This is a genomic window from Micromonospora sp. RL09-050-HVF-A (assembly GCF_019374995.1).
In the GTDB taxonomy this organism is placed as follows: Bacteria; Actinomycetota; Actinomycetes; order Mycobacteriales; family Micromonosporaceae; genus Micromonospora; species Micromonospora antibiotica.
On the sequence record NZ_JAGKQP010000002.1, the window covers coordinates 6,091,391 to 6,115,808 of the forward strand.

At 72.3% G+C, this 24,418-nt stretch carries 24 protein-coding genes and 1 pseudogene; 7 read left to right on the plus strand and 18 right to left on the minus strand.

Translation table 11 applies throughout. The annotated features are described in order from the left end of the window. Nucleotides 1-36: 36 nt before the first annotated feature. Complete coding sequence (locus tag J7462_RS27005; RefSeq protein WP_219468177.1) at nt 37-324, minus strand: hypothetical protein; 288 nt, start codon at nt 322-324, stop codon at nt 37-39. Beyond that, a complete protein-coding gene (locus J7462_RS27010) occupies nt 321-557 on the minus strand; it encodes a hypothetical protein (RefSeq protein ID WP_219468182.1) in 237 nt (78 codons plus the stop codon). Before J7462_RS27010 ends, J7462_RS27005 begins: the two co-directional genes overlap by 4 nt. A gap of 607 nt (nt 558-1,164) precedes the next feature. On the opposite strand from J7462_RS27010, the gene J7462_RS27015 reads away from it, so the two are divergent. Continuing rightward, nucleotides 1,165-2,040 (plus strand): helix-turn-helix transcriptional regulator, encoded by an 876-nt coding sequence (locus tag J7462_RS27015; RefSeq protein WP_219468185.1) that lies wholly within the window; start codon nt 1,165-1,167, stop codon nt 2,038-2,040. Then, nucleotides 2,033-2,224 (plus strand): DUF397 domain-containing protein, encoded by a 192-nt coding sequence (locus tag J7462_RS27020; RefSeq protein WP_219468188.1) that lies wholly within the window; start codon nt 2,033-2,035, stop codon nt 2,222-2,224. Before J7462_RS27015 ends, J7462_RS27020 begins: the two co-directional genes overlap by 8 nt. A gap of 97 nt (nt 2,225-2,321) precedes the next feature. Here J7462_RS27020 and J7462_RS27025 read toward each other — a convergent pair whose 3' ends face one another. Continuing rightward, entirely contained in the window at nt 2,322-2,795 is a 474-nt protein-coding gene (locus J7462_RS27025) for a carboxymuconolactone decarboxylase family protein (protein ID WP_219468190.1), read from the minus strand. 115 nt (nt 2,796-2,910) lie between these two features. Next, nucleotides 2,911-3,564: a TetR/AcrR family transcriptional regulator gene (locus tag J7462_RS27030; protein ID WP_255597917.1), complete on the minus strand. Its 654-nt coding sequence runs from the start codon at nt 3,562-3,564 to the stop codon at nt 2,911-2,913. Here J7462_RS27030 and J7462_RS27035 point away from each other — a divergent pair. Then, on the plus strand, nt 3,563-4,465 hold the full coding sequence (locus J7462_RS27035) for an oxidoreductase (RefSeq protein WP_219468193.1): 903 nt from the start codon (nt 3,563-3,565) through the stop codon (nt 4,463-4,465). The two genes, J7462_RS27030 and J7462_RS27035, sit on opposite strands and share 2 nt — an antisense overlap. Nucleotides 4,466-4,514: 49 nt before the next feature. Here J7462_RS27035 and J7462_RS27040 read toward each other — a convergent pair whose 3' ends face one another. Beyond that, a complete protein-coding gene (locus J7462_RS27040) occupies nt 4,515-5,924 on the minus strand; it encodes an alpha/beta fold hydrolase (RefSeq protein WP_219468196.1) in 1,410 nt (469 codons plus the stop codon). A 168-nt stretch (nt 5,925-6,092) separates the two neighbouring features. Here J7462_RS27040 and J7462_RS27045 point away from each other — a divergent pair, with 168 nt between their 5' ends. Both J7462_RS27045 and J7462_RS27050 read left to right on the plus strand, forming a co-directional pair. Next, entirely contained in the window at nt 6,093-6,305 is a 213-nt protein-coding gene (locus J7462_RS27045) for a hypothetical protein (RefSeq protein WP_219468199.1), read from the plus strand. Between the two features lie 28 nt (nt 6,306-6,333). Next, nucleotides 6,334-6,774 carry a VOC family protein gene (locus J7462_RS27050; RefSeq protein ID WP_219468202.1) on the plus strand — a complete coding sequence of 147 codons (441 nt, stop codon included), beginning with the start codon at nt 6,334-6,336 and terminating at the stop codon, nt 6,772-6,774. 34 nt (nt 6,775-6,808) lie between these two features. Here the strand turns inward: J7462_RS27050 and J7462_RS27055 are convergent, their stop codons facing one another. After that, nucleotides 6,809-7,828 (minus strand): aldo/keto reductase, encoded by a 1,020-nt coding sequence (locus J7462_RS27055; protein WP_219468204.1) that lies wholly within the window; start codon nt 7,826-7,828, stop codon nt 6,809-6,811. Nucleotides 7,829-8,048: 220 nt separating this feature from the next. On the opposite strand from J7462_RS27055, the gene J7462_RS27060 reads away from it, so the two are divergent. Next, nucleotides 8,049-8,645 carry a TetR/AcrR family transcriptional regulator gene (locus J7462_RS27060; RefSeq protein ID WP_219468208.1) on the plus strand — a complete coding sequence of 199 codons (597 nt, stop codon included), beginning with the start codon at nt 8,049-8,051 and terminating at the stop codon, nt 8,643-8,645. 38 nt (nt 8,646-8,683) lie between these two features. Here J7462_RS27060 and J7462_RS27065 read toward each other — a convergent pair whose 3' ends face one another. After that, a complete protein-coding gene (locus J7462_RS27065; protein WP_219468211.1) occupies nt 8,684-9,760 on the minus strand; it encodes a hypothetical protein in 1,077 nt (358 codons plus the stop codon). Between the two features lie 106 nt (nt 9,761-9,866). Between J7462_RS27065 and J7462_RS27070 the strand changes: the two genes are divergently transcribed. Beyond that, nucleotides 9,867-10,493: a TetR/AcrR family transcriptional regulator gene (locus tag J7462_RS27070; protein WP_308291047.1), complete on the plus strand. Its 627-nt coding sequence runs from the start codon at nt 9,867-9,869 to the stop codon at nt 10,491-10,493. A gap of 324 nt (nt 10,494-10,817) precedes the next feature. Here the strand turns inward: J7462_RS27070 and J7462_RS27075 are convergent, their stop codons facing one another. From J7462_RS27075 to J7462_RS27120, 11 genes and pseudogenes are all read right to left on the minus strand, one after another. Further along, nucleotides 10,818-11,510: a hypothetical protein gene (locus tag J7462_RS27075; RefSeq protein ID WP_244252298.1), complete on the minus strand. Its 693-nt coding sequence runs from the start codon at nt 11,508-11,510 to the stop codon at nt 10,818-10,820. Beyond that, nucleotides 11,510-12,475 (minus strand): NAD(P)-dependent oxidoreductase, encoded by a 966-nt coding sequence (locus J7462_RS27080; RefSeq protein ID WP_219468215.1) that lies wholly within the window; start codon nt 12,473-12,475, stop codon nt 11,510-11,512. The genes J7462_RS27075 and J7462_RS27080 overlap by 1 nt, the downstream gene beginning before the upstream one ends. Further along, the gene (locus tag J7462_RS27085; RefSeq protein ID WP_255597918.1) at nt 12,472-13,848 is read right to left on the minus strand and encodes a nucleotide sugar dehydrogenase; all 1,377 of its coding nucleotides are present in this window, start codon (nt 13,846-13,848) and stop codon (nt 12,472-12,474) included. The genes J7462_RS27080 and J7462_RS27085 overlap by 4 nt, the downstream gene beginning before the upstream one ends. Nucleotides 13,849-13,902: 54 nt before the next feature. After that, the gene (locus J7462_RS27090) at nt 13,903-14,796 is read right to left on the minus strand and encodes an NAD(P)-dependent oxidoreductase (RefSeq protein WP_219468218.1); all 894 of its coding nucleotides are present in this window, start codon (nt 14,794-14,796) and stop codon (nt 13,903-13,905) included. Then, nucleotides 14,793-15,632: a sugar phosphate nucleotidyltransferase gene (locus tag J7462_RS27095; protein ID WP_308291132.1), complete on the minus strand. Its 840-nt coding sequence runs from the start codon at nt 15,630-15,632 to the stop codon at nt 14,793-14,795. Before J7462_RS27095 ends, J7462_RS27090 begins: the two co-directional genes overlap by 4 nt. Before the next feature lie 37 nt (nt 15,633-15,669). Beyond that, nucleotides 15,670-17,199, minus strand: coding sequence for a hypothetical protein (locus J7462_RS27100; protein WP_219468223.1), 1,530 nt, complete (start codon nt 17,197-17,199; stop codon nt 15,670-15,672). Next, nucleotides 17,199-18,812, minus strand: coding sequence for a GT4 family glycosyltransferase PelF (gene pelF / locus J7462_RS33040; RefSeq protein ID WP_308291048.1), 1,614 nt, complete (start codon nt 18,810-18,812; stop codon nt 17,199-17,201). The genes J7462_RS27100 and pelF overlap by 1 nt, the downstream gene beginning before the upstream one ends. A 68-nt stretch (nt 18,813-18,880) precedes the next feature. Then, nucleotides 18,881-18,997 (minus strand): annotated as a pseudogene (locus tag J7462_RS33045) (DUF3492 domain-containing protein); the annotation flags it as partial. A gap of 84 nt (nt 18,998-19,081) precedes the next feature. Further along, nucleotides 19,082-21,217: a hypothetical protein gene (locus J7462_RS27110; protein ID WP_219468228.1), complete on the minus strand. Its 2,136-nt coding sequence runs from the start codon at nt 21,215-21,217 to the stop codon at nt 19,082-19,084. Between the two features lie 1,055 nt (nt 21,218-22,272). Beyond that, the gene (locus J7462_RS27115; RefSeq protein WP_219468231.1) at nt 22,273-23,466 is read right to left on the minus strand and encodes an MFS transporter; all 1,194 of its coding nucleotides are present in this window, start codon (nt 23,464-23,466) and stop codon (nt 22,273-22,275) included. Between the two features lie 213 nt (nt 23,467-23,679). Next, nucleotides 23,680-24,417 (minus strand): DUF3515 family protein, encoded by a 738-nt coding sequence (locus tag J7462_RS27120; RefSeq protein ID WP_219470752.1) that lies wholly within the window; start codon nt 24,415-24,417, stop codon nt 23,680-23,682. Nucleotide 24,418: the final 1 nt, after the last annotated feature.

Consider the following 24,418-nt stretch of genomic DNA (forward strand, 5'->3'; position numbering starts at 1 on the left):
CGCTGTCGTGCCGTGCGGCCCCCGGAATACGAATTGTCAGGGCCTCGGCGTAATCCGGGTGCGGGCCGTCGTGCGGGTGGGCTGACGCGGGGTGGCGCGCTGCGGCGGTTGCCGCCCCTGGTCCGCCGGCCGCACCCCGGCGCGCTGCACGAAGATGCTCCGCCGGGCCACCGCCCGGTCCCGGGCGTCGAGCTGGTAGACGTCCAGCCAGACCCACCCGTCGTACGTCGGCCGGTCGTCGATACGGATCAGCCGGCACCTGATCGGGCGGATGAACTGCACGCTGGCCGCCCGGGTGATCAGCAGCAGGTCACCGGGCTTCACGGCGCGGCCGGCCGCTGCTGCTCACCGGCATCGGGGCCGGCATCGGGGGCGGTGTGGTGGCGAGGTGGGTGGTCGGGCCGGTCGCGCCAGGCGCGGAGGGTCTCGGCGGCTGCGGTGAGGCGGCGGCAGGAGCCGTCGGGCTGGCAGCGGGGGCAGGCGTTGCGGTGGTGGAAGTCGACCACGTAGCCGGCCATCAGGACGCGGAACGGTGGTTCGGGTCGCCCCTCAAGCATGGCGGGTGCCCCGCTGGACGTGTCGTCCCTCGTCCCCGCTCGACCATGTGCGCCGGGGCGACGGCCTCATCGGCGGTGCTCCTCGACCGCGTGCCGGGCCCGCCACCGCGCGGCCAGGGTCATCAGTGGTCGGTCCCGCGCGAAGATCACCGTCGGGCTGTTCCGCGCCGGCCGTCCCGTCCCGCCTTTCCTGGGCTCCCCGCACCGTGTGCCGGGCAGGCCGTCCGGCGTGATCGACTCACGTGAGGCGATATTGCGGTTTCCTGGCGCGGCGATACCGCTGTTTCGCAGCAGCGTAGATCGCGGTCGGCCGGCTCCGGCCGAGGCGTCCACTCCGGTCGGTGGATCAGGCGGGTCTGTTCGTCGGGCAAGGGGCGGACGGCCCACGCCATCAATCGGATGATCTTTTCGCTGAAACCACTTCCATCGGGCCACGCGCCACCTCCACTGCTCGTCGACAGGCGCTCTATCAGCCACGATCCGAGAACAGCGGCGACCCGTGCAATGCTCCTGGTGAGACATTCACCTGTGAGGCACACCTTGCGGGTGACGAAGCGAAGGGCGTCGCACGGCGTGCCTGATGACGTGTCGTGGTGAGACGGGAAGGATGGTGTCCGTGACGGAGATCGGCTCGACCGTGCCGAGAAGGGAACTCGGCCGACTGTTACGACAGGCCCGGGAAGTGGCCGGCTTCGGCCTGGAGGCTGCCGCGTCCGACCTGGAGTGGTCACGCGCCAAGATGTACCGAATAGAGGCGGGGCAGACGCCGCTGCGCGCACTCGACGTCGACCAGATGTGCCGCCTCTACGGCACCCCGTCCGAGCTGACCGAAGTCCTCGTGAGCCTGGCCAAAGAGTCGAAGAGTAAGGGCTGGTACCACGCCTATGGCGAGGTCATCCCACGCTGGTTCCAGTTGTACGTCGGCTTGGAGGTGGCGGCCAGCCGCCTCCGCACCTACGAACACGCGCTGGTGCCGGGCCTGCTCCAGACCTCGGAGTACGTCGCCGAGGTGGCACGCACCAGACCCGGTATCGCGGATGAGGACGTGGTGAAGCTCGTCGAACTTCGACAGGAACGTCAACGCCTGCTCACCAGGAAGCGGCCGGCGGCTCCCGAGTTCGAGGCGATCATCGAGGAAGCGGTATTGCGCAAGCGGGTGCCCTGCATGGCTGGGCAGTTGGACAGGCTGATCGAAGCTAATCAGGCCCAGAACATCACGGTCAGGATCGTTCCGCTCGCCTCGGGGCTGAGTCGGGCAGCGATCGCAGGGAGCTTTGTCATCCTGGATTTTCCCACCAGGGGAGCCCGGTCCGCCGAACCGACGACGGTCTACAGCGAAGGGCTGTCCGGGGCGCTTTACCTTGATCGCATCGAAGAGGTCAAGGCTTACGCCCATGTGTGGAACACGCTCGATGTCCAGGCGCTGGGCGCGGAGGAGTCAGGCAAGCTGATGCAGGAGATCAAGGAGGAGTTCGGTGACTGAAATCAGCGGGCCGACCTGGCGTAAGAGTAGCCGCAGTAGTGACCAGGGCAACTGCGTGGAGGTCGCCGACAACCTGTCCGCTGCCGTGGGAGTGCGGGACAGCAAGGACGTCGCCGGCCCGGTGCTGGTGTTCTCCCCTCAGGCGTGGCGGAGCTTCCTCGCCACCATCGACCGCCACCACTGACCGACCCACCCGGCTCACCCGTCCGCGCCGGACCGGGCCTCCGGCCCGGTGGCCCGGGGCCCGCCAGAGGGTCCCCGGGCCGGTGGGCGTGGTGCGTTCAGTGGAACTGTCCGGGCTGGTAGGTGCCGGCCGGCTGCCGGGTGATGATGTTCATCCGGTTCGCCAGGTTCATGAACGAGACCAGGAGCACCAGCGCGACCAGTTGCTCGTCGTCGTAGTGCTTCGCGGCGTGCGCCCACACCTCGTCGCTGACCCCGCCGGCCGCGTCCGCCACCCGGGTCCCCTCCTCGGCCAGTGCCAACGCGGCCCGTTCGGCCTCGGTGAACACCGTGGCCTCCCGCCATGCCGCGACCAGGTTCAGCCGCACCGACGTCTCACCCGCCGCAGCGGCGTCCTTGGTGTGCATGTCGACGCAGAAGGCACAGCCGTTGATCTGGCTCACGCGCAGCGCCACCAGTTCCTGGGTGGGGGCCGGCAGCGCTGACTCCTTCAGCGCCCTGCCTGCCGACATCAGGTGCTTGAAGGCCTTGCCGGCGGTCGGGTCGGCGAGGAAGTTCAGTCGGGCGTCCATGGTGTGCTCCTCTGCGGTCGTTCGTGGCTGCACCTCCTCGGACGGGGTGGCCCGCCTCCCCGTGACACAGCTGAACGTGACCCGCGTCTCGCCGCTCGGCGGCTGACGTTGCCCGCTAACGGGGGCGGGAACCCCGGAGGAACTGGTCGACGGCGGTCCGGGTGATCCCGTCGAGCAGTTGCGGTGCGACCATGTTGCCGTTGACCAGCGTGGCGATGCCCTGCAACGTGGCGAACAGCACGATGCCGGCGAGTTCCGGCGGGCCGGGCGCCAACACGCCCTGGGCCTGCCCCTGGCTGATCAGATCGTGCATCAGACCGAACGGGCCGGCGGCGGCGACGACGAGATGGCCGGCCCCCTCGCGGTGCTTGGCGGCGAACATCAGCTCCAGCAGGGCGGCGTCCTCGGTGGCGAACCGCAGGTAGGCGGCGGCCATGGCGTGCAGGCGCGGCGCGAAGTCGTCCCCGGCGGCGACGAGCGCCGCGTGCAGTTCGGCGTGCAGCCGGGCGAATCCGGCCTCGGCGAGGGCGTCCAGCAGCGCCTGCCGGTCGGCGAAGTGCCGGCGCGGCGCGGCATGACTGACGCCGACCTCCCGGGCCAGTTCGCGCAGCGAGAGCTGGCCGGCGCCGTGCTGGCGCAGGCTGCGCTCGGCTGCGGCGAGCAGCGTCGAGCGCAGGTTTCCATGGTGGTACGCGGGCACGACGGTCATGGTAGTCGAAAAAATGTCGTCGTTGCCGACATTGTTGTCGCCGTATACATTGTTGGCCATGACAACATTCAGGAGTGCCCAGGTTCCCACCATGACCGGCCGTACCGTCATCGTCACCGGCGCGAACAGCGGCATCGGCCGGGTCGCCGCCGGGGTGCTCGCCGCCCGGGGTGCCCGCGTCGTCCTCGCCGTCCGCGACCTGGCCAAGGGGCAGTCCGCCGCCGCCGGCATGACCGGCGACGTCGAGGTGCGGCGGCTCGACCTGGCCGACCTAGCCTCGGTGCGGGAGTTCGCCGAGGGTCACACCGGGCCGATCGACCTGCTGATCAACAATGCCGGGCTGATGATCCCGCCGCTCGGCCGTACCGCCGACGGGTTCGAGCTCCAGTTCGGCACCAACCACCTCGGGCACTTCGCGCTCACCAACCTGCTGCTGCCGCAGATCCGGGGCCGGGTGGTCACCGTCGCCTCCTCCGCGCACCGGGGCGGAAAGATCGACTTCGCCGACCTGAACTGGGAGCGCCGGCCCTACCGGGCGTTCCCCGCGTACGCCCAGTCGAAGCTGGCGAACCTGCTGTTCACCGCCGAACTGCACCGCCGCCTCACCGAGGTCGGCTCGCCGGTGCTGGCGACCGCCGCCCACCCCGGTCTGGCCGCCACCAACCTGCTCGGGCACCTCGACGAGGATCGCTCCCTGTGGAACCGGCTCCAGACGACCCTGGTCCACCGCTTCGCGCAGAGCGGCGACGACGGCGCGCTGCCCACCCTCTACGCGGCGGTGGCCGACGTGCCGGGCGGCAGCTACGCCGGGCCGGACGGCCTCTTCGAGGGGCGTGGTGCGCCCAAGCTCGTCGGCCGGTCGAAGGCCGCCCGGGACGCGGCCGTCGCCCGTCGGCTGTGGACGGTCTCCGAGGAACTGACCGGCGTCAGCTTCCCGCTCGCCGCCCAGCCCACCCGGTAGGTGACCGTCGGCGGCACGGGCCGGACCCGCTGGTCGCCGACGGGGCGGTTCACCCTGCGGGGCAGCGGGCGTCGACACCGGGCAGGGTCAGGTCGACGAGGTACCTGTCGACCACGGCGACGGTGCACGCGTTGCGCAGGTAGGTCCCGTGGCCCGAGCCCTCGTAGGTGACCAGGCGTCCGTGCCGGCCCAGTTGCCGCGCGACGTGGGTGGCCCAGGCGTAGCCGGTGCGGGGATCGTGCCGGGCATTGAGCAGCAGCAACGGCGTGCGGGTCTGCACCCGTGGCTCGTGCGGTGGATTCCGGACCGGGGACTGCCAGCCCAGACAGGTGTGCACGGCCAGCAGGCCGGCACCGTAACGGACGTCCGGTGCGACGGCCCCGGCAGCCCGGACCAGGGCCGCGTACTCGCGGTGGTCGCGGACGGTGGCCGGCCAGTCCGCGCAGAAGACCGCCACGGCCACCGGGAGCTTCACCTCGGGCGGCGGCATGCCGGCGGCCATGTCCCGGACGGCCTCGGCCAGCTGCGGGAAGCGGGGGCCGGCGAGCATCCCGAGGGCCACGGCGGTGACGTCGAAGGCGGTGCGCGGGGCGTACCCGTCGTTGTCGGCGCGGGCCAGCACCGCAGCCCACACCGCCCGGACGTCCCGGCCGTGCAGCACGCACCCGGGCGAACTGTCGCACCAGGCCACGAATTCGTCGAAGGCGTCCTGGAGCGCCGCCGCCTGGGTACGGACGAAGGACCGCACGTCCAGGCTGTGGTCGAACACGCCCTCCAGCACCACGGCCCGTACCCGGTCGGGATACCGCTCGGCGTACTGCTGACCCAGCAGCGTGCCGTACGAGCTGCCGTGGAAGGTCAGCCGCCGCTCACCCAGCGCACGCCGCAGCGCCTCCAGGTCGTGCACGGTGCTGAGCGTGTCGGCGTACGCGAACACCGGGCTGGTCGGGCGACACCGGTTCCACAGCGCCCGGTTGTAGGCCACCGCTGCGTCGAAATCGGCCTGGCCGGTCAGCACGACGGGCGGCCTGCGCAGCTCCGGGTCGGGGGTGCAGACCGGGGCGGCGCTGCGGGCCACCGTACGTGGATCGAAGCTGACCAGGTCGAACCGGTCCAGCAGTTCGTCGCTGAACCGGTCCCCCCGGCGGATGCGTTCCACCCCCGAGTCCCCGGGGCCGCCCGGTCCGAACACCAGCGTGCCCACCCGCTGCTGCGCCACCCGGGCGGCCCGGCGGGCCACGACGAGCGTGAACGTGCGCCCGTCCGGCCTGGCCCAGTCCACCGGCAGGCGCAGCGGGGCGCACCGCACGCGCGGGTCGGGTGGGACGTCGGGCAGATCGTCGGGACACTCACCCCAGGTGAGGCCCGGCGGTGGCCCGGGACGCGCCTGGGCCACCGCCGGGAGAGCGGCGAGGACGGTGAGTACGGCGACGACGACGGTCACGGTACGACGGAACACGGCGGACCTCCCGGGCTGTGGCTATCCGTCCACCCTGGCCCCCCGGCCGACCCGAGTCATATGCGGAGGAACCCGGATCTCGTCCCTGAGGTTGCGCTCCGACCACCTCGACGGGGGGATGAGTCCTCTCGTCGTTTGTGGACGGTCCGACCGGGGAACAGGGCCGGTATGGCGAACGGACAGGTGAAGAACGTCGGTGGTCTGCTGCGGGTTCTCGGTGTGCTGCTGGTCGTGGTGGGTGTGCTGGGGGTGCTTGCCTCGCTGACCCAGGGCAACGTCGTCGGGATCGTCCTCGGTGTCGTCCTCGTCGTCGGGGGTGCGGTGCTGGTCAAGCGTTCCGGGCGGGCCGGCCGGTCGGGAGCGGTGGCGTCGACCCGGTGACCGCGCGGCGCGTGGTTAGGGTGGGGCCATGGTGTTCTGGCAACTGACTGTCGACGCGAACGACCCGGCCCGGCTGGCCCGGTTCTGGGCCCGGGCGTTGGGTTACCAGCCGACGCCGCCGGCCGAGCCGTCGACCACCTGGAACGCGCACTTCCGTGGCCGGTTGGGTGGGGCGGCGGCGTTCGAGGACCGGCTGTTCGACCCGGCCGGGCTGCGTCCGCCGCTGTGGTTCCAGCGGGTGCCGCAGGAGCATGCCGGGAAGAACCGGCTCCACCTGGACCTCTACCCCACCGGTCGGGACGATGCCCTGCCCCAGGCGCGGCGGATCGAGATCGTCGAGGCGAAGGTGGCCGAACTGGTCGCCCTGGGCGCGACCGTGCAGCGCCGGACCCGGGGCGACGACCCGGCGGACCTCTACTACTACGTCACTATGCACGACCCGGAGGGCAACGTGTTCTGCGTGAGCTGACCCCGGGCCGGTCGACCGGTGCGCGCGCCGACGCTCAGCGGCGGCGTAGCGCCGGGTCGAGCAGGGCCGGCGGGGTGTCGTGCTTCTCGCCGGGGGCGAGGTCGACGCCGGGGGCGACGATCGCGTCGATGGCGTCGAGCACGTCGGCGGTGAGCACGGTGTCGGCGGCGGCGAGTTGGCTGTGCAGGTGCTCCGGCGTACGGGGGCCGATGATCGCGCTGGTCACGGCGGGGTGTGCGGTGACGAAGCCGAGCGCGAGCTGGATCAGGGTGAGCCCGGCCTCCTCGGCGACCTTGGTCAGCTGCTCGACGGCGTCGAGCCGGGCCCGGTTGCCGGCGATGGTGAGATCGAAGCGCTCGGGCAGGACGTCGGCGCGGTGGGTGGTGATCTCCCGACCCGCCCGGACCGCGCCCGACAGCCACCCGGAGGCCAGTGGGCTCCAGGCGAGCACGCCCATGCCGTACTGCGCGGTGACGGGCAGGACGTGGGCCTCGATGCCGCGTTGCAGGATCGAATAGCTGGGCTGTTCGGTGACGTACCGACCCAGGTGGTGTTCCCGGGCGGCCCACTCGGCCTGCACGAGCCGGTACGCGGGGAACGTCGAGCAGCCGAAGTAGCGGATCTTGCCGGCCCGCTGGAGGTCGGTGAGCGCGGACAGCGTCTCCTCGTCGCTGGTCGTCGGGTCCCACCTGTGGATCTGGTAGAGGTCGATGTGGTCGACGCCGAGCCGACGCAGGCTGTCGTCGAGCGCGGTGACCAGCCAGCGTCGGGAGCTGCCCTGGTGGTTGCGCTCGTCGCCCATCGGCATGGTCGCCTTGGTGGCCAGCACGATGTCGTCGCGGCGGCCGGCGATGGCCAGGCCGACCATTTCCTCCGACTCGCCCTGGCTGTACCGGTCGGCGGTGTCGATCAGGTTGATCCCGCCCTCCAGGGCGGCGTCGATGATCGCGGTGGCCTCGGCCTGGCCGGTGCGGCCGATGGCGCCGAAGTTCATCGCGCCGAGCGCGAGGGTGCTGACCTGGACGCCGGTGCGGCCGAGGGTGCGGTACTGCATGATGGTTTCCTCCACGGGGTGACGGGGTGGCGGCCGGTCGGGTGGGCCGGTGCCGCCGGGAACCACGGCGCGTGCGGACGCGCCGTGGGCTGGTGGCGAGGGACGGGGCTGGTGGCCGGCCGTCCGGCTCTGGCATCATGGGGCAAGCGGAACGGTGTTCCGCTCTGAACTATACGGAACGCTGTTCCGTTTGCCAAGGGTGCCCGGAGGTGATGGCGCGATGGTCGACGGTGAACCGGGGCCGCCCACCCCACCCGGGCGCACCGGCGCACCCCGGAAACGGGCCGACGCCCGGCGCAACGAGGCGACCCTGCTGGAGGCCGCCGCCGCGGCCTTCCTCGCCGCCGGTGTCGACGTGCCGGTACGCGACATCGCCGCCCGGGCCGGCGTCGGCGTCGGCACCATCTACCGCCACTTCCCGACCCGGGCGGACCTGATCGTCGCCGTCTACCGGCACCAGGTGCAGGCGTGCGCCGCGGCCGCGCCGGCCCTGCTCGCCACCAGCGGCACCCCGCACGCCGCCCTGACCGCCTGGATCGACCTCTTCGTCGACTTCCTGGTCACCAAGCACGGCCTGGCCGGAGCGTTGAACTCCGACACCGCCGCCTTCGACACGCTGCACGGCTACTTCCTCGACCACCTGGTGCCCGCGTGCACCCGCCTGCTCGACGCCGCCGTCGCGGCCGACGAGATCCGTCCCGGCGTCGACGCCCGGGAGTTGTTGTTCGCCGTCGGCAACCTCTGCGCCGGCCGTGCCCCCTACTACGACGCCCGCCGCATGGTCGGGCTCCTCGTCGCGGGGCTGCGCCTGCGGTGAGGGGTGGCACGCGCCACCCCTCGGGCGACCGCGTCCGCTCAGCCGTGCCGCTCGGCGGTGGGCCGGCGCGCATGGTGCTCGGCGGCGGTGGGCCGGCGCGCGTAGTGCTCGGCGACGGCGGCGAACGCGGCCTTCGGCTCCCAGGGCAGCCCGGGGTAGGTCTCGCCGGTGCGGCCGTCGAGCACCTTGACGATCCCGGGGCTGGCGAGGTCGAGGTCGTACCGGGGATCGCCGTCGGGCCGGTGCGGCAGGCTGGGCAGCGCGAAGAGGTGGACGAAAGCGCTGTCGACCCCCTCGCTGTCAAAGATGTCGAGCAGTTCGCGCAGGTAGGCGGCCTGCCCCTCCTCGTCGCGCTCGTACCTGCCGTTCAGCCGGTGGGGGGCGCCGCTGGCGTCGTACTCGATGATCTCCATGCTGCGCGGCGCGACGTCCCCCGCGCCGCGCCAGGTCGCGGTGCCGAAGCCGGTGACGGCGACCGGCTTGTCCTGGTCGACCAGCCGGCGTACGCCGGCGCGGAACTGGTCGGCGACCTCGGCGGAGCGGATGAGTTCGAGGGTCACCACGTCGAACAGGTCCCAGTCGACGCCCTCGAACGGGATCGCGGCGTAGGTGACCCGCCCGTGGAAGCGTTCGCGGACCGCCGCCACGGTGGCGCGTAGGAACCGGTCGAGGCGGACGCCTGCCTCGGCGATGCGCTCGGCCCGGCCGTCCGGGTCGGCGAACAGGTGGTCGAGGCGGTCGGCGAGGCGGTCCCCGTCGACGAATCCACGGTTCATGAGGCTCAGCTCGGCGCCGGTGACGAAGACGACCTCCGCCCCGGCCGCGCGGAGCCGTTCGGCCCGCTCGGCGCAGTCGAGGAACAGGGCGCGGATCAGGTCGGGTTCCAGCTCCAGCGGGTACGGCGAGAACCAGACCTCCAGGCCGAGCGCGGCGGCGGTACGGCCAGCGGACTCCAGCCGCCCGGGATCCCCGCCGACCAGGTGGACGGCGGTGCAGTGCAGGTCGTCCCGGATGATCGTCAGCTCCCGCCGGACCACCTCGGGGTCCCAGTGTGGCACCGAGCTGACGCCGTCGGTGACGAAGCCGGTGTCGTAGGCCATGCCTCTGGCACGCATGTCGGTCCCTTTCCGTCGTGGTGCTGCGGAGGTTCGGGGGGACCGTAGCATAATTTTGCGTGCGCGCAATTTTGCGTGCACGAACCGTGTGTGCGACAGTGGCACCGTGACCGGTCCACCGACGTTGCGGGAACGGAAGAAACGGGCCACCCGGGAGGCGCTCCAGTCGGCGGCGCTGCGCCTCGCCCTGGAACGCGGACCGGACAACGTCCGCGTCGAGGAGATCGCCCAGGCCGCAGGCGTGTCGCCCCGGACCTACAACAACTACTTCGCCAGCCGGGAGCAGGCGATCGTCGCCGGGGTCGCCGCGGACCGCGCGGTCGCGGTCACGGCCGCCGTGCTCGCCCGGCCCACCGGGGTCAGCCTCGGCGACACGGTCGTCGACGCCGTCGTGGGTCTCTACACCGACCCCGGCGACCACCCGCCAGCCGCGCTGCTGATGATCGCCGCGAGCCCCGCGCTGCGAGCCTGCTACGTCGACGCCGTCACCACGATCGAGGAGCCGCTCGCCGAGGCGCTGACCGCCCGCTGCCCTGGCCTCGACCGGCTGACCGCCCAGGTGCTCGCCGCCGCCGTCGGCGCGGCGGTCAGAGTGGCGCTCCGGCAGTGGCTGCACGGCACGAACGAGGTGCCGGCGATGGTCGGTTTCGTGGTCCCGTCCCGGCCGCTGCCGGACCTCGTCCGGGCCGCCCTGGCGCCGCTCGCCCCCGCCCTCGACGCCGCGACGCCCTGACCACCCGCGACGCCCTGACCTGCCGCGACGTCGCGCCCCGCCGGGCCGCCGCCCGCTGTGCCCTCGGCGGTGGCTGGCAGCCACCTGCCGTGCCGTCGCCGGGGGCGGACCGCCACATCCGCCGTGCCGTCGCCGGGGGCGGACCGCCACATCCGCCGTGCCGTGGCGGTGGGCGGGCTGCCGTCCCGCGAGCCCGCCCCCGCCGGGCGGAGCGGGTCGCGCGTGGTGCCGACGCGCGACCCGGTCCCGGCCCGACGGGGGCGGGTGTTCGAGGTGGGACCGGACCGGCCCCGGACCGGCGGGGCAGACGCCCCCGCCGGATGATCAGGTACGGGACAGGGCGCGGTCGCTGACCGAGGACTGGAGCCCGAACTGGCGGGCCCGGCGCTCCGCGAAATCGGTCAGCCCCTGGCTGTCGGCGTAGTCGAGGCTGTAGAGGTCCAGCTCCAACTGGAGCAGCTGCTCGGCGATCTGGGCGTGGAACTCCAGCACGTCGGGCGGCCACGGCGCGTAACCCTGGTCGGTCCACCGGGCCGAGAACGACTCGAAGACGATCCCGTCGACGATCTCGGCCAGCCGGGGCAGCATCCCGAAGCCCCGGTTCGCCAGCAGGTACGCCGGTCGGGCCTCCTCCCGGATGGCGGCGACCAGGGTGAGCAGGTGCGGCACGTCCTCCGGGAAGGTCAGCTCGACGTTGAGCGTGTCCAGGAAGAGCCCCGCGAATCCCTGCGCGATCGCCTGCTTCGCCTGCCCGATCACGTGCGCCACCCAGAGCGGGTGGTCGACGTGGACGAACGCGCCACCCCAGTCCGGGTTGCGTTCCCGCCGCTGCCAGGGCGCGGGTGGCCCCTGGTCCTCCGACAACGACAGGTAGCCGAGGGTCTGCACGTCCTGCGCCGCGAGGTAGCGCAGTTCGGCCGGCCGGTAGAAGTCCGGTTGCAGGACCACCCGCACGTACCGGGACAGCTCGGGCAGTCGGCCGTCGCCGTAGTAGAAGCAGATGGGACGTCGGCTCATCACGCCCACCCGTGCTCCCGGTACCAGGCGAACGTGCTGCGGACGCCCTCCTCCAGGCTGACACCCGGCTCGTAACCGGTCAGCTCCCGCAGCCGGGACAGGTCCGGGCAGCGGCGGGCGACCGATCCCGGCGGCGCGCTCTCGGGTGCGATGGCGGGGCTCACCCCGGCCACCCGCAGGACCAGCTTGGCCAGGTCGCCGATGTTGGTCTCCTCCCGGTCGTTGCCGATGTGCACGATCTGACCGGCGGCGGCCGGTGCCCCCATCAGCCGCAGCATCGCCTCGACCGCGTCGTCGACGTGGCAGAACGCGCGGTACTGGTCGGCGCCGGGGACCGGGAACGGGTCGGCCCCCCGCAGGGCGCGCAGGGACATCTCCGGGATGACGTGGTCCGCGCCCATCCGGGGGCCGTACACGTTGTGGAACCGGCCCACCACCGTCTCGAAGCCCTTGGCGCGGGCCGTGTGCAGGAACGCGGCCTCACCGAGCAGCTTGCTGGCCGCGTACGCGAAGCGGGGGGCCGCGACGTCGGAGATCATCGCCGGCACCGTCTCGGCCGTCGGCACCGGCACCACCCCGGCCGTCACGCCCCCGGCGTAGACCTCGCTGGTGGAGGCGAAGAAGACCCGCTCACCCGGGGTCACCCAGTCGAGCAGGTGCAGCGCCGACAGGGTGTTGACCCGGATCACCCGGGCCGGGTCCTGCTCCACGTTGCGCACCCCGACCACGGCGGCGAGCAGGTAGATCTGGTCCCATCCGGTGGGCAGGGCGGCCCAGGTGTCCGGGCTGGTCAGATCGCCGGAGATCACCTGGACGGCCGGATCGGCGCGCAACCGGTCGAGGTCGGCGTCGTCGCGGCCCCGGGAGAAGTCGTCCACGATGGTGACCTGGTGACCGTCGGCGACGAGCCGGCGGGCGAGGTGCAGGCCGATGAAGCCGGCGCCGCCGAGCAGCAGGGCCCTCATGCCGACACCGCCCCGGCGGCCGACGTGCCCGCACCGGCGGCAGTGCCGGCCGCACCGCCGTCGCCCGGACCGGTCGGCGCGGGAGGCAGGTAGCCGAGTCCGGCGTAGCGGACCCCGGCAGCCCTGACCGCTTCGCCGTCGAGTACCCGCCACGAGTCGTAGACGAAGGCCGGCGGCGTCGCCCCGAGCACCTCCGGCACCCGCAGCGCCCGGTAGTCGGGGTGGTCGTTGATGATCAGCACGGCGTCCGCCTCGGTGAACGCCTTATCCAGGCTGACCGGCTCGCCGCCGTACTGCCTGATCACGTCGTCGGTGACCATCGGGTCGTGCCCCAGGACGGTGACCCCGGCGGCGGAGAAGACCCGCATCATCGGCTCGATCGGGGTGCCGCGCATGTCATCGGTGGCCGGCCAGCCCTTGTAGGCCCACCCCAGCACCGCCAGCCGGGCGCCGAGACTGCGCCCCCGCGCCTCGACCAGCATCCGGACCACGGTCTCGCCGACGTGGATCGGCAGGTACTCGTTGAGCTGGCGGGCCTTGCCGACGAGGAACGGCCGGCGGTCACCCGCACTGTCGATCATGATGTACGGGTCCTTGGAGAGGCAGCCACCGCCCACGTACCCGGGCTTGGCGAGATCCGGGCGCGGGTAGTCGACGTTCGTCGCCCGGATCACCTCCAGCGGGTCGAGGCCGTGCCGCTCGGCGATCAGCGCGATCTCGTTGCCGAACGCGTAGATCAGGTCGGTGTGGCAGTTGTTGGACAGCTTCACCAGCTCGGCGGTCTCCAACCCGGACACCGGGACGACGGTGCGCGCCAGCCCGTTGAAGAACGCGATCCCGGCGGCGAGGCTCTCCTCGTCCAGGCCACCGACGACCTGCGGCAGCTCGACGAGTTCCCGCAGCGCCTGCCCCTGGATGGTGCGCTCCGGGGCCATCACCAGCTTCACCCGCTCACCCCAGGCGGCCTGCAACTCGGGCAGCACCACCCGGCGGCTGGTGCCGACCGGCACGGTGCTGCGCACCACCACCAGGGTGTCCGGGCGGCAACTGCCGGCCACCACCCGGGCGGCGGCGGCGAGGTTCGCCAGGTTGGGCCGGTGGGTCATGTTGTCCACCGGCGTCGACACGCTGATCACCGCCACGTCGACGGTGTCCTTCGGCAGGTCGGCGGCGACGTGGATGTTCTTGCCCAGGTGGGCGGCGAAGACGTCGTCGATGCCGGGTTCGAAGATGTGTGGCCGACCGTGCGAGAGCGCGTCCAGCACCGCCGGTGAGACGTCCGCGCCGTACACCGTGAAGCCCTTGTCGGCGAGGGCGGCGGTGAGGGTGAGCCCCACGTAGCCCAGGCCCACGACCCCGATCTTCATGCTCATGCGTGTCCTCTCAGTTGTGCGGGTGTGTCGTGACGGGGGAGCGGTCGGCGCGGCTCACCGCGCCGCGCCCGCGGCCCAGATGTCCTTGATCGATGTCTCCAGGTCGCGTACCGGCGACCAGCCCAGCTCGCCGGCCCGGCCGATGCCGGCCTGGATCCAGTCGACCGCCTGCGAGCGCTGCGGTCCGACGCCCACCTCGCGGATCCGGCCGTCGTAGCCCGCCGCGCCGGCCAGCAACCCGACCGCCTCCCGGGCGGTGACCGCCCGGCCGCTGCCGGCGTTGACCACCCGGTGCGGCAGTTCGGGTGCGAGCGTCGCCGCGACGATCAGCGCGGCGAGGTCCCGCACGTCGACGAAGTCCCGGTACGCCGACAGCGGCCCCAGGGTGATCTCGGTGGCCCCGTCGGCCAGGGCGGCCCGCAACCGGTCCGCCGCCCGACCGAGCAGGTTCTCCTGCGACATGCCGGGGCCGATCGGGTTGAACACCCGCAACGAGACCGCGTCGACCTCGCCGGCCTCCCCGGCGAGCTGGAACAACCGGGTTCCGGCCAGGTGACTGACGCCGTACGCGCTGACCGGCCGGGCCGGGGCGTCCTCGGTGACCGGGAGCCGCTGCGGCACCGGCCCGTACTCCCCGGCCGAGCCGAGCCGGACCAGCCGGGCCTGCGGCACCGCGTCGGCGGTCGCCGCCAGCAGCTTCGCCGCGACCAGCGTGTTCGCCGTGACCAGTTGGGCGGCGGTGCCGGTGAGGGCGCCCACGCAGTTGACCACCGCGTCCGGGGCGACCTCGCGCAGCAATCCGGTGAGCGCGGCCGGCGTGCCGTCGAGCAGGTCGTGGGCGGCCCGCCCCGGGCAGATCACCTCGGTCACCCGGTGGTCCGCGGCCAACGCGTCGCGGGCGTGCCCGCCGATGAAGCCGGACGCCCCGAACAGCAGCACCCGGGTCACGTCAGCTCCCCGGCCCGCACGACGCCCGGCAGGTCCGCGACGCCCGACAGGTCGCCGACGGCCAGCGGCTCGGTCCCCTCGGCAACGGCCAGCGGTGTCGTCCCCTCGCCGATGGCGACCTCGACCGGCCCCGACCGGCTGGGTAGCAGGATCGGCTTGAGCTGGGGGAACGAACGGTTCGCCTCGTCGTAGTCCTCCGGCCGGCCGATGTCGAGCCAGAACCCGTCGAACGGGTACGTCATCGGCGGGTCACCGCCCGCGAGCAGGTCCAGCACCAGTTGGTCGAAGCCGAGGGCCAGCCCGGCCTGATAGGGCTCCAGGGTCCGCAGCGACATTCCGTAGACGCCCATGCTGACCGGGTAGCGCAGCGCCGGCTTCTCCCGGAACCCGACCACCCGGCCGGCGTCCACGTCGAGCACGCCGAAGTCGATCCGGTGCACCCGCTCGGAGGTCGCCAGGGTCAGGCCGGCGCCGGAGAGCTGGTGGCTGCGCAGCAGGTCGCCGTAGTCCAGATCGGTGAGGACGTCACCGTTCATCACCAGGAAGTCGTCGGGCAACCGGTCCTTCAGGCCGAACAGCGGGCCCACCGTGGACAGCGGCTTGTCCTCCTCGATGTAGTCGATGGTCAGGCCCCACCGGTTGCCGTCACCCACGAAGGCCCGGATCAGCGGGCCGAGATGGTTGATCGCCAGGGTCACCGAGGTGAACCCGCGCGAGGCGAGCTGGTCGAGCACGATCTGCAGGATCGAGTGGCTGTCCCCGATGGGCATCAGGGGTTTCGGCAGCGTCGTGGTGTACGGCTTCAGCCGCACCCCTTTGCCGCCGGCAAGGATCACCGCGTGCAACCGGACCTCCCCATAGGTCTCGAGTGGACTATCGGTAGTGCCGAACCTGCCCGATCACCGGAATCAGACCGAGCGCGAACAGTGCCTGGAGCAGCAGCACGCTGCCCAGGTACAGCGAGGTGTCGGTGACCGGGCTGCCGCCCTGCCCGAGCAGCGGGGCGACGCCGAGCAGCGCGCCGAGGCCGACGTGCAGCGCGACCACGACCGTCATGGACAGGCACAACCAGCCGTACCGGCCCTGCCCGGCCAGCAGGAAGGCCAGGTAGTACGCCCCGGCGAGGGCGACGTGCGCGGCCGTCATCACCACCCCGGCGGTGGAGAGCACGCCCAGCTGGGTCAGCCCGGCGAGCAGCAGCACCCCCAGTGCCGCCGGCACCGCGAGGCACGCCGCGACCTCCCGGCCGATCGCCCGCCAGATCCCCACGACGAAGCTGCGCGGGAGCCGGGCCCGCCGGGACAACGCCACCCCGGCCGCCCAGAACCGGCTGGTCCGCCACTCGACGAACCCCATCGACAGGATCAGCGGCACCGCCGACGCCGCGACGTCCCACTGCCCCAGCAGGTACGGCGCCTGCGCGTGGAAGAGCAACGCCGCCGAGCAGAACCCGTAACCGGCGACGCCGAGCAGGGTGGACACCGGTGGCCAGAGCGGGTCCCGGGGCGCCGGCTCCGTCGACCGGGCGGCGGAGCGGGTGGCCCAGAGCCCGGCGGCGAAGGCGACCAGCACGCCGAGGGCCGCCGCGCCCACCGCCCAGCGCCGCTCGGTCGCACCGCCGGTGCTCAGGAAGACCGCGCTGCCCAGCACGGCCGGGACCATCGCCCCGGCCAGCCAGCCCTCCCGCCGGTAGAAGATCAGCAACGTGCTGGCCAGCTGGTACGTCAGTTGACAGAGCATCATCGCGGCGAGCGGCAGGCCACCGTAGGGCAGCATCACCGCACCGGCGGTCAGGCCGAGCAGGGGAGCGGTCAACGCGGCGATCCGCAGCACCCGGCTGGCCGAGCGGGCCCGACCGAGGCCGAGCAGGCGGAACGCCGCGTAGGCGACCATCCCCGACCAGATCCAGCCGACCGTCCCGGCGAGGATCAGGCCGACCACCAGGCCCGGTCGTCCCACGACCGACAACACGGCGGGGAACGCGGCGCTCGGCAGCACGTACAGCAGGCCGTGCGAGATCGTCCGCAGGTCGGCCCACCGGTCGCGGTCGGTCGCCGACGTGGTGCGCGGCCCGTCCACCATCTCCGGGGTCGGCCCCAGCCGCCGGAACACCTCCAGGGCCAGGACGAAGACGTCCCGGTAGCCGTACTCGACCTGGGCGGCCCGGTCGGTGTGCCCGTCGGCCTCCAGGGCGGCGGCGACCTGGAGCGCGTCCACCGCCCGGGTCAGCTGGGGCCGGACCCGCTCGACCAGGTCGTCGACCGGGTCGGTGGAGATCCGGGGCAGCAGGATCGTGCGCTCGGGGTTGTCCGCCCGCCCGTCGGACGGCCCCGGCTCGGTGGTCATCGTGGCGGCGGGGCGGAACAACGGGTCGGTGACGTCCGGGTCGTTGGCTCCGGTCATCAGCGGCCACCGCGCAGGATGGCGATCGTCTGCTCGTCGTCCGGGCCCGGCGTGGTCGGTTGCGGCAGCTCCGGCCCGGACGAGTTCGGGTCGTGGTGGGTCCGGTATGCGGCCGACGAGTACTGCTCGGGTCCACGCTGGCGGGGCACCCGCCCGGCCACGGGAGACATCTCGGGCCGGACGGTGACCGGGGTCGGCTCGGGCCGGGCGGCGACGGGCGTCGGCTCGGGCCGGGCGACGGGGGCCACCTCGGGTGGGGCGGCGAACCCGGCGGCGGGGCGGGCGGTGACGGACGCCACCCCGGGGCGGGTCGGCCGGTTCGGGACGCGTACCCAGCCCTGGGCCTGACCGCGCAGCCGCTTCGGCGCGGGGGAGGTGGTCCGGGGCGCGGCGAGTCCCTCGTAGATGTCGCGGTACGCCTGCAACGAGCGTTGCAGGGTGAACCGCTCCAGCACCCGGCCCCGGGCGGCCACCCCGAGGCGCAGCCGCAGCTCCCGGTCGTTGAGCATCGTGACGCAGGCGGCGGCGATCGCGGGAACGTCACGCGGCGCGACGACGAACCCGGTGTCACCGACCGCCTCGGCGACCCCGCCGACGTTGGTGCACACCGTCGGCCGGCCGCACGCCATCGCCTCCACCACCGTGTAGGGAAAACCCTCGGAGATGCTGGTCAACGCCACCAGGCTGCCGGCGTGGTACGCCTCGACGGCGCTGCCGACCCGGCCCTCCAGGACCGCGTGCCCGGTGAGCCCGAGTTCGTCGATCAGCGCCTCGCAGCTCTCGTGGTAGACCTTGTTGGCGGCCGGCGTCCCGCCGAAGATGCGCAGCCGGGCCTCGGGGATCTCGGCCCGTACCAGCGCGAACGCCCGGATCAGGGTGTGCAGGTCCTTGAGCGGGTCGATCCGGCCCATGAACGAGATGGTCGGCACGTCCGGCTCGCCGGCCGCGGGTGGGAACTCGTCCGGGTCGACGCCGTTGTACATCGTCCACATCCGCTCGGGGTCGGCGCCGTTGTGTAGCTGCCACCGCCGGTTGTACTGCGAGTGCGGTGCGAGCGCGCCGGTGATCAGGTAGGCCGCGCCGGCCAGCGAGCGGAAGAAGCTCAGCACCAGCACCCGGACCGGGTGCGGTGCGTCGTCGTGCAGGTAGGAGATGTAGCGCTCGCGCAGGTAGATGCCGTGCTCCGAGAGCACCAGCGGGGTGCCGTACGTCCAGGTGGCCGCCATGCCGACGAGCGTGGCGAGACCGTTCATCGACGAGTGCACGATGTCGGCGCGTACCGGTGGCGCGCTCAACGGCCGCAGCATGTGCGAGATGAGCCAGGCCGCCTCCAGCGCGTCGGCGACGGTGGGCGCGGGCCCGGTCTCCTCGACCCGCAGGGTGTGCCAGGCCTCCAGCATCATCCGCAGCGCCTCGTTGGACAGCAGGGCCGCGCCCAGGTCGCCGCCACCGGAGGCGTACTCGAACATGCCGCGCAGGGCGAGCAGGAAGGTGCTGCGGTTGACCGCGCCGGCCTGGGAGCGGGTCGACTCCAGGGGGGTGACCAGCGCCCGCAGGAACACCTCGTAGGACTCGATGAACTCCGCGCCGGGCCGCCCGGAGGGGACCAGCACCCCCGCCGGGGGCGGCGGCCTGTCGGCCGGCCGCCCCACAACGGGATCGAGTGCACGCGGTCGAGGTTCGCCGGCCGGTCGAACACCGGCTCCTCGGTGCCGTCCACGGTGAGCGCCACGACCTCCCACCGGTAGTCCGGCATTCCTCGGATGAGCTGTTCGCACCAGATGCTCACCCCACCCATCGCGTACGGGTAGGTGCCCTCCGAGACCAGCGCGATCCGCACCGGTTCCCCCCGTTTCTCTGTGCTTGGCTGAGCCGTCCCGCGCTACGCGCGGGGAGCGGCGTTGAACGTCACGGCGGTGTTGGCCGCCAGCGTCACCGGGACGGTGACGTCGGTGCCGTACGAGCCGGCACCGGCGGTGGCCGCGGTCACGCCACCGAGTTGCAGCGAGCCGGCGGCCGGCGAGGTCACCGTGATCTCCCCGGTGGTCCGGTCGTAGATCGCGGACGCCCCGGCGCTCAGCGCCGCGAAGTGGGCCGTCCGGGTCCTGGTGTAGGCGGCGATGTCGGTCCACGCCGAGTTGAGCAGCGGCACCGAGTAGAACGAGTCGTACTTGGTCAGCACGGCGCCGACCCAGTCGGTGAGCAGCGTGTTGCCCGAGCCGTAGTCACGCACGTTGGCGATGTGGAACGTGTGCGAGTAGATCGAGCCGGACGACACGTGCTGCAGGCCCACCGTGGACTCGTAGTCCAGGACCTGGGCGTAGGTGCGGTCGGTGGGCCAGTACGGGAAGACGCCGGTCGGGCCGTAGAAGGAGTTGTAGAAGTGCGCCTCCTCCGCCTGGTTGGTGGTGTGGTAGGCGATGTTCGTCGGCCAGCACGGCACCACCACGATGCTCGGGTCCAGCGGGTGCGCGGTGGAGCCGTTGAAGTTCGCCGGCACGTGGCTGGCGAACGACATGTTGCCGGCCACCGTGGTGACGCCGAGATCCGCCGCCGCCTCGATCAGGTCCGGGTTGGACGCGGTGAGGCCGTGGTCGGTGAGCACGCCGCTGGAGTTGTTGTAGACCCCGAGACCGGAGTACTCGGGGGTCTTGAGCACGGTGGCCGGGGGGTTCAGCCCGATGGCGGTGCCCGCGGTCTGGTTCTCGCTGATCTCTTCGTGGTTGGTGGCGTAGTCCGTGGTGTTCAGCGCCGGGTGGCTCAACGTGTGGTTGATCCACCGGAAGTTGTTCTTCAGGCACTTCGTGGTGGCGGTGAGGGTGTTGGCATCCCCGTTGGGGCTGCACGTGTTGCCGGCGAACGGGTCGATCTGCGCGCCGTTGTAGGGGATGTTGAAGGTGAAGCCCGAGGCCAGCGGGTGCGCGGTGCGCAGCGCGGTCTGCTTCGCGTCGAGGTTGACCGCGTCGTGCCCGGTGACCCGGATCGCGGGGCCGTAGTCGACGGTGCCGTCGTCCATGTAGTGGGCCGAGGCGGCGAACCAGTCGTCGATGTCGACGTTGAGGTGGTGCTTCTGCTCACCGAGGAACAGGCCCTTGGTCGCCCACCGGAACAGGCCGTAGACCAGCAGGTCCGCGTGGAACAGGTACTGGTTGGCGGTGAAGGTCAGCGCGATCCGCTCCCGGCCGTCGGTCGAGGTGGTGCGCACGGCCAGCACGTCGGAGCCGTTGGTCATCAGGGCCTCGGCGTTGCAGCCGGCCCGGATCGAGGTGCGGTAGACGTACGACTGGGTGATCGGGATCTGGGCGGTGCTCTTGAGGTAGTCGAAGACCGCCGCGCCGCTGCTGGTCAGCGAGACGGGCAGCGGGGTCTCGCCGACCGCGCCCTCACTGACGGAGTTGAGGCAGTAGTCCTCCGGCCAGGTGCCGTAGCTGGTGTAGAGGGCGACCTGCCGCACCTCGAAGTTGCGCTCGTAGGACCAGAGGGTGTTCCACTCCGTGCTGGTCAGGCCGCTGAGGTAGTTACCGCCCGACTCGTAGAGCTGCATGCTGTTGGTGAGGATGACCGCGTTGTACTTGCCCACCCCGTTGCCGTCGACGAGCGTGCTCGCCGAGAGCGTCTGGGTGGTCGTGTAGAGGATGTCGTAGCTCGCGCCGACGCGGTTGAGGGTGGTGGTGAGCGTGGCCACGCCGAAGTCCGCCGGGTCGGTGGCCAGGATCAGCGTCCGGAGCGCGACCTTGTCGTTGATCGCCTGGGTGCCGACGCCGCCGCTGCGGGCACCCGACGACGACGGGGCGACCTTGACGGTGCCGGCCCGGGTGGGCAGCGGGCCGGGGCGGGACTCCTTCTTGCTCGCGACCTGGCCGAGGCCGGGTGCGCTCGGCGGCTGGGCCAGCGTGCGCGGCGCGGTCGGCGGCTGGGCGAGGCCCGGGGTCTGGGTGCCGAGCAGGACCGTGAGTGCGGTCAGCCCGGCGAGGGCGAATCGGTTCGCGCGACGACGGGTAGGTCCGGTGTGGACCATGTGGTGACCTCCGATGAGGAGATGTGAACAATGCCGCCGATCCTGTATGGATGACGGGGTTGCCATCGAAGGCTAGCAATTGTTGGTGCGGATTCCGTGCATGATCCTGTCGCATGTGGACCATTGACGCAAGCGGGGTCGGGTGTTAGTGCCGGGCACCCGGGCGTGACTTCCGGTAACGCGTTTTTTGCTGATCTTGACGGTGTTGCCGGTCGGTGCCAGCCATGCTGACGTGCTCTTTTCCAGAGGAGCCGAAACACCTCATTCACGTTCACTTCACACCGCTGTAGCCGGCGGTGGCCAGAATGTGGGCCGTGGTCGGGCGTGGAACCGGGCTTACCTCAGCCATTCGCTCGGGTTGCGGCAATTGAGGTGCGGCAAGAATGGCCGATCAGTCCATGCTGGCCCGCCGATCAGCCGATTACCCGACCATCCCTTCGGTTGACGGTGCACCGTGCGGCCGGTACGCGGCGGGCCGGGACCTGGAGTGATCGACGTTTTCCCAGCTCAAATCCCTGTTTCGGTGGTGCGGGTGGGGTCGGGCGTGCCTTTTGTCGGGCAATCGCTTGATCGGCGGCACATAGTGGAGAATGTTGAGTTTCCTCGACCCTGCGGGTGTGTGAACTCGACCGGAAATGGCGAATACCACGGCGCTGACCGCCGAATCAGCCAGTTTCGGCAGAAGCGGTTCCCAGCGTCAGGAGTTGCCCATTCCCATCCTTTGGAAGTCGTCCACTGTCTCCCCTATCAGCACCGTCCGGGCCAAATCGTTTTACTATCCGATCGGTTTCGTGGAACTTCCACGGGACGCAAATGCAGGAGTAGATGTGCGCGTCCTGAGCCGAAGGTGATGCCGGGACGAAACGGCAGACGCCGGATCGGCGCATCCCCGGCGCGGTCCCACTCGGCGACTCGGTGGACAGGGCCCGACACCATCGGCCGCGCAGTTTCTCCCGGGCCCGGCCGCCCGGCTGCCCGCCGGTGCCACCGCCGACGTGGGCCGACCGGCAGCTCCGGACGGCCCGACGCCTGTGGGTGACACCGGCGTCGACAGGTCAGGGCCGGTGCAGGTCGGGTGTCGTGGCCAGCAGGAGCGTCGAGCCGGCCGCCCAGCCGGCCGCCCCGGCGAGGACCAGGCCCGGCGACGCGTGGGACAGCGACCAGGCGAAGACCGCGCCGGCCAGGACCGGCACCACCGACTCGGCGGCGGCCCCGATCCCGGTCAACGCCCCCTGCACGGTGCCCTGCTCGTCGGCCCGCACGATCCGGGAGAGCCACGCCTGCGCGGCGACGCCGCCGACCGTGGCGAGCACACCCACCGCCTGGAGCACGTGGAGCAGCCAGGGCGTCGAGACGAACGCCGTACCCGCCAGGGTGGCGACGCCGAGCACGCCGCCGAACACCGCGGCCCGCTTGTCCCCGAGCCGGCGCACGATCGGCCCGACGGCCCTGGCCTGGAAGAGCGCGCCGGCCAGGGCCCCCGCCGCCAGCACCACGCCGACCCGCGCGGTGCCCCAGGCGAACTGGTGGGTGAGGAAGAACGTCCAGGTCGACTGGTGGGTCATCCGGGCGACGTCGGCGCAGAACCGGGCGTACGCGAGCCGCCCGAGCACCGGTCGACGCAGCACGACGACGATGGCGCTGACCGGGTTCGCCGTCCGCAGGGTCAACGGGGTGCTGCGGTCGCCGGGCCGCGACTCGGGCAGCACGAGCCAGCCGTACCCGACGTTGGCGAAGGACAGCGCGGCGGCGGCGAGGAACGGCAGGCGTACGTCGACGGTGCCGAGCAGGCCGCCGACGACCGGCCCGGCCACGAAACCCAGCCCGAACGCGGCACCCACCGCCCCGAACGCACCGGCCCGGTCCTCGGGCGCCGTGACGTCCGCCAGGTATGCGTTGACCACGGTGTAGGTGCCCGCGCAGGCGCCGGCGAGGCTGTGGAACACCAGCAGCGTCCACGGGCCGGGGGAGCTGGCGTGGGCCAGCCAGTCGACGCCGAGGCAACCCAGCGAGACGAGCAGGACCGGCCGCCGGCCGTACCGGTCGGAGAGTTGGCCGAGCAGCGGCGAGACGACGAACTGCAACAGGCCGTAGAGCGAGCCGAGCAGGCCGGACCAGCGGACCGCGGCGGCGGCGTCGGCGGTGACGGCGGTCAACAGGGCCGGCACCGTCGGCACGATCAGGCCGAGCCCGAGCATGTCCAGGAAGACGGTGACGAGCAGGAAGGAGAGGGCGGGCGTCCGACGCATGGCGGCTCCTGGGCGGTGAGGGGGCAGGGCCCCCTCGCCACCCACGGTCAGCCGCAGGTACGGAGGATCAGATTATCGGTGCCGTCAAACGATTTTCCGGACCGTCGCGTCGCCCTCACCCCGGTCCGGTCGACCGATGCGGGCACGGGCACACGGCCCGGTGCGGGCAAGGACACGTACCGGTCGGGCGGGCACGCAGGCCGGGACCGGACCTCAGCGTCGGCACCCGGACGGGCCGTCGCCGCCGGACGGCACGGAGGCGACCACCGCGTCGGAGACCGGGGTGAGCCACTGCAACGGCCCCTCGTACGCCCGGGGCACCGTCACCGTGACCGCCGTCTCCCGGTCGAGCGTGGTGAGCACCGTGGCATCCGACCGTTCGTCGGCATACCAGCAGACCCCGTTGACGGTCCACACGTCGGCGGTGGCGTCCACGGTCGGCTCGGGGCCACCGCAGGCGACGGTCAACGCCGGGTCACCGTAGGCGGCGTTCTGCTCGGCACCGGCGGTCACCGGGCGCTGGGCGAGTTCCCGGACGGTGGCCGGCAGCTGCGACACCAGCGCCCGGCACACCACCCCCGGGCGCTCGGCCAACGCCGGGGCGGCCATCTCGACCGGGGCGCTGGACTGGGGGCGCAGGGTGGTCGGCGAAGCGCTCGGCGCGGCGACCGGCGGGTCCGGGGACAGCTTGGCGAAGGTGAACCCCGCCACGGCCACCGTCACCGGCACGGCGACCAGGGTGGCCCACAACGCGGCCCGCCGGGTCGACCGGTCCGCAGCGGGCCGGTCGGTGCTGTCCCGGTCGCTGGTGGGTTGGCCGGTGCTGGGCCGGCCGGTGCTGCCCTGGTCGGTGCTGGGCCGGCCGGTGCTGCCCTGGTCGGTGCTGGGCCGGTCGGTGGTGGGTGCGCCGGTGGCGGGCCGGTCGGTGCCGGGCGCGGCGTCGGTCGGGATC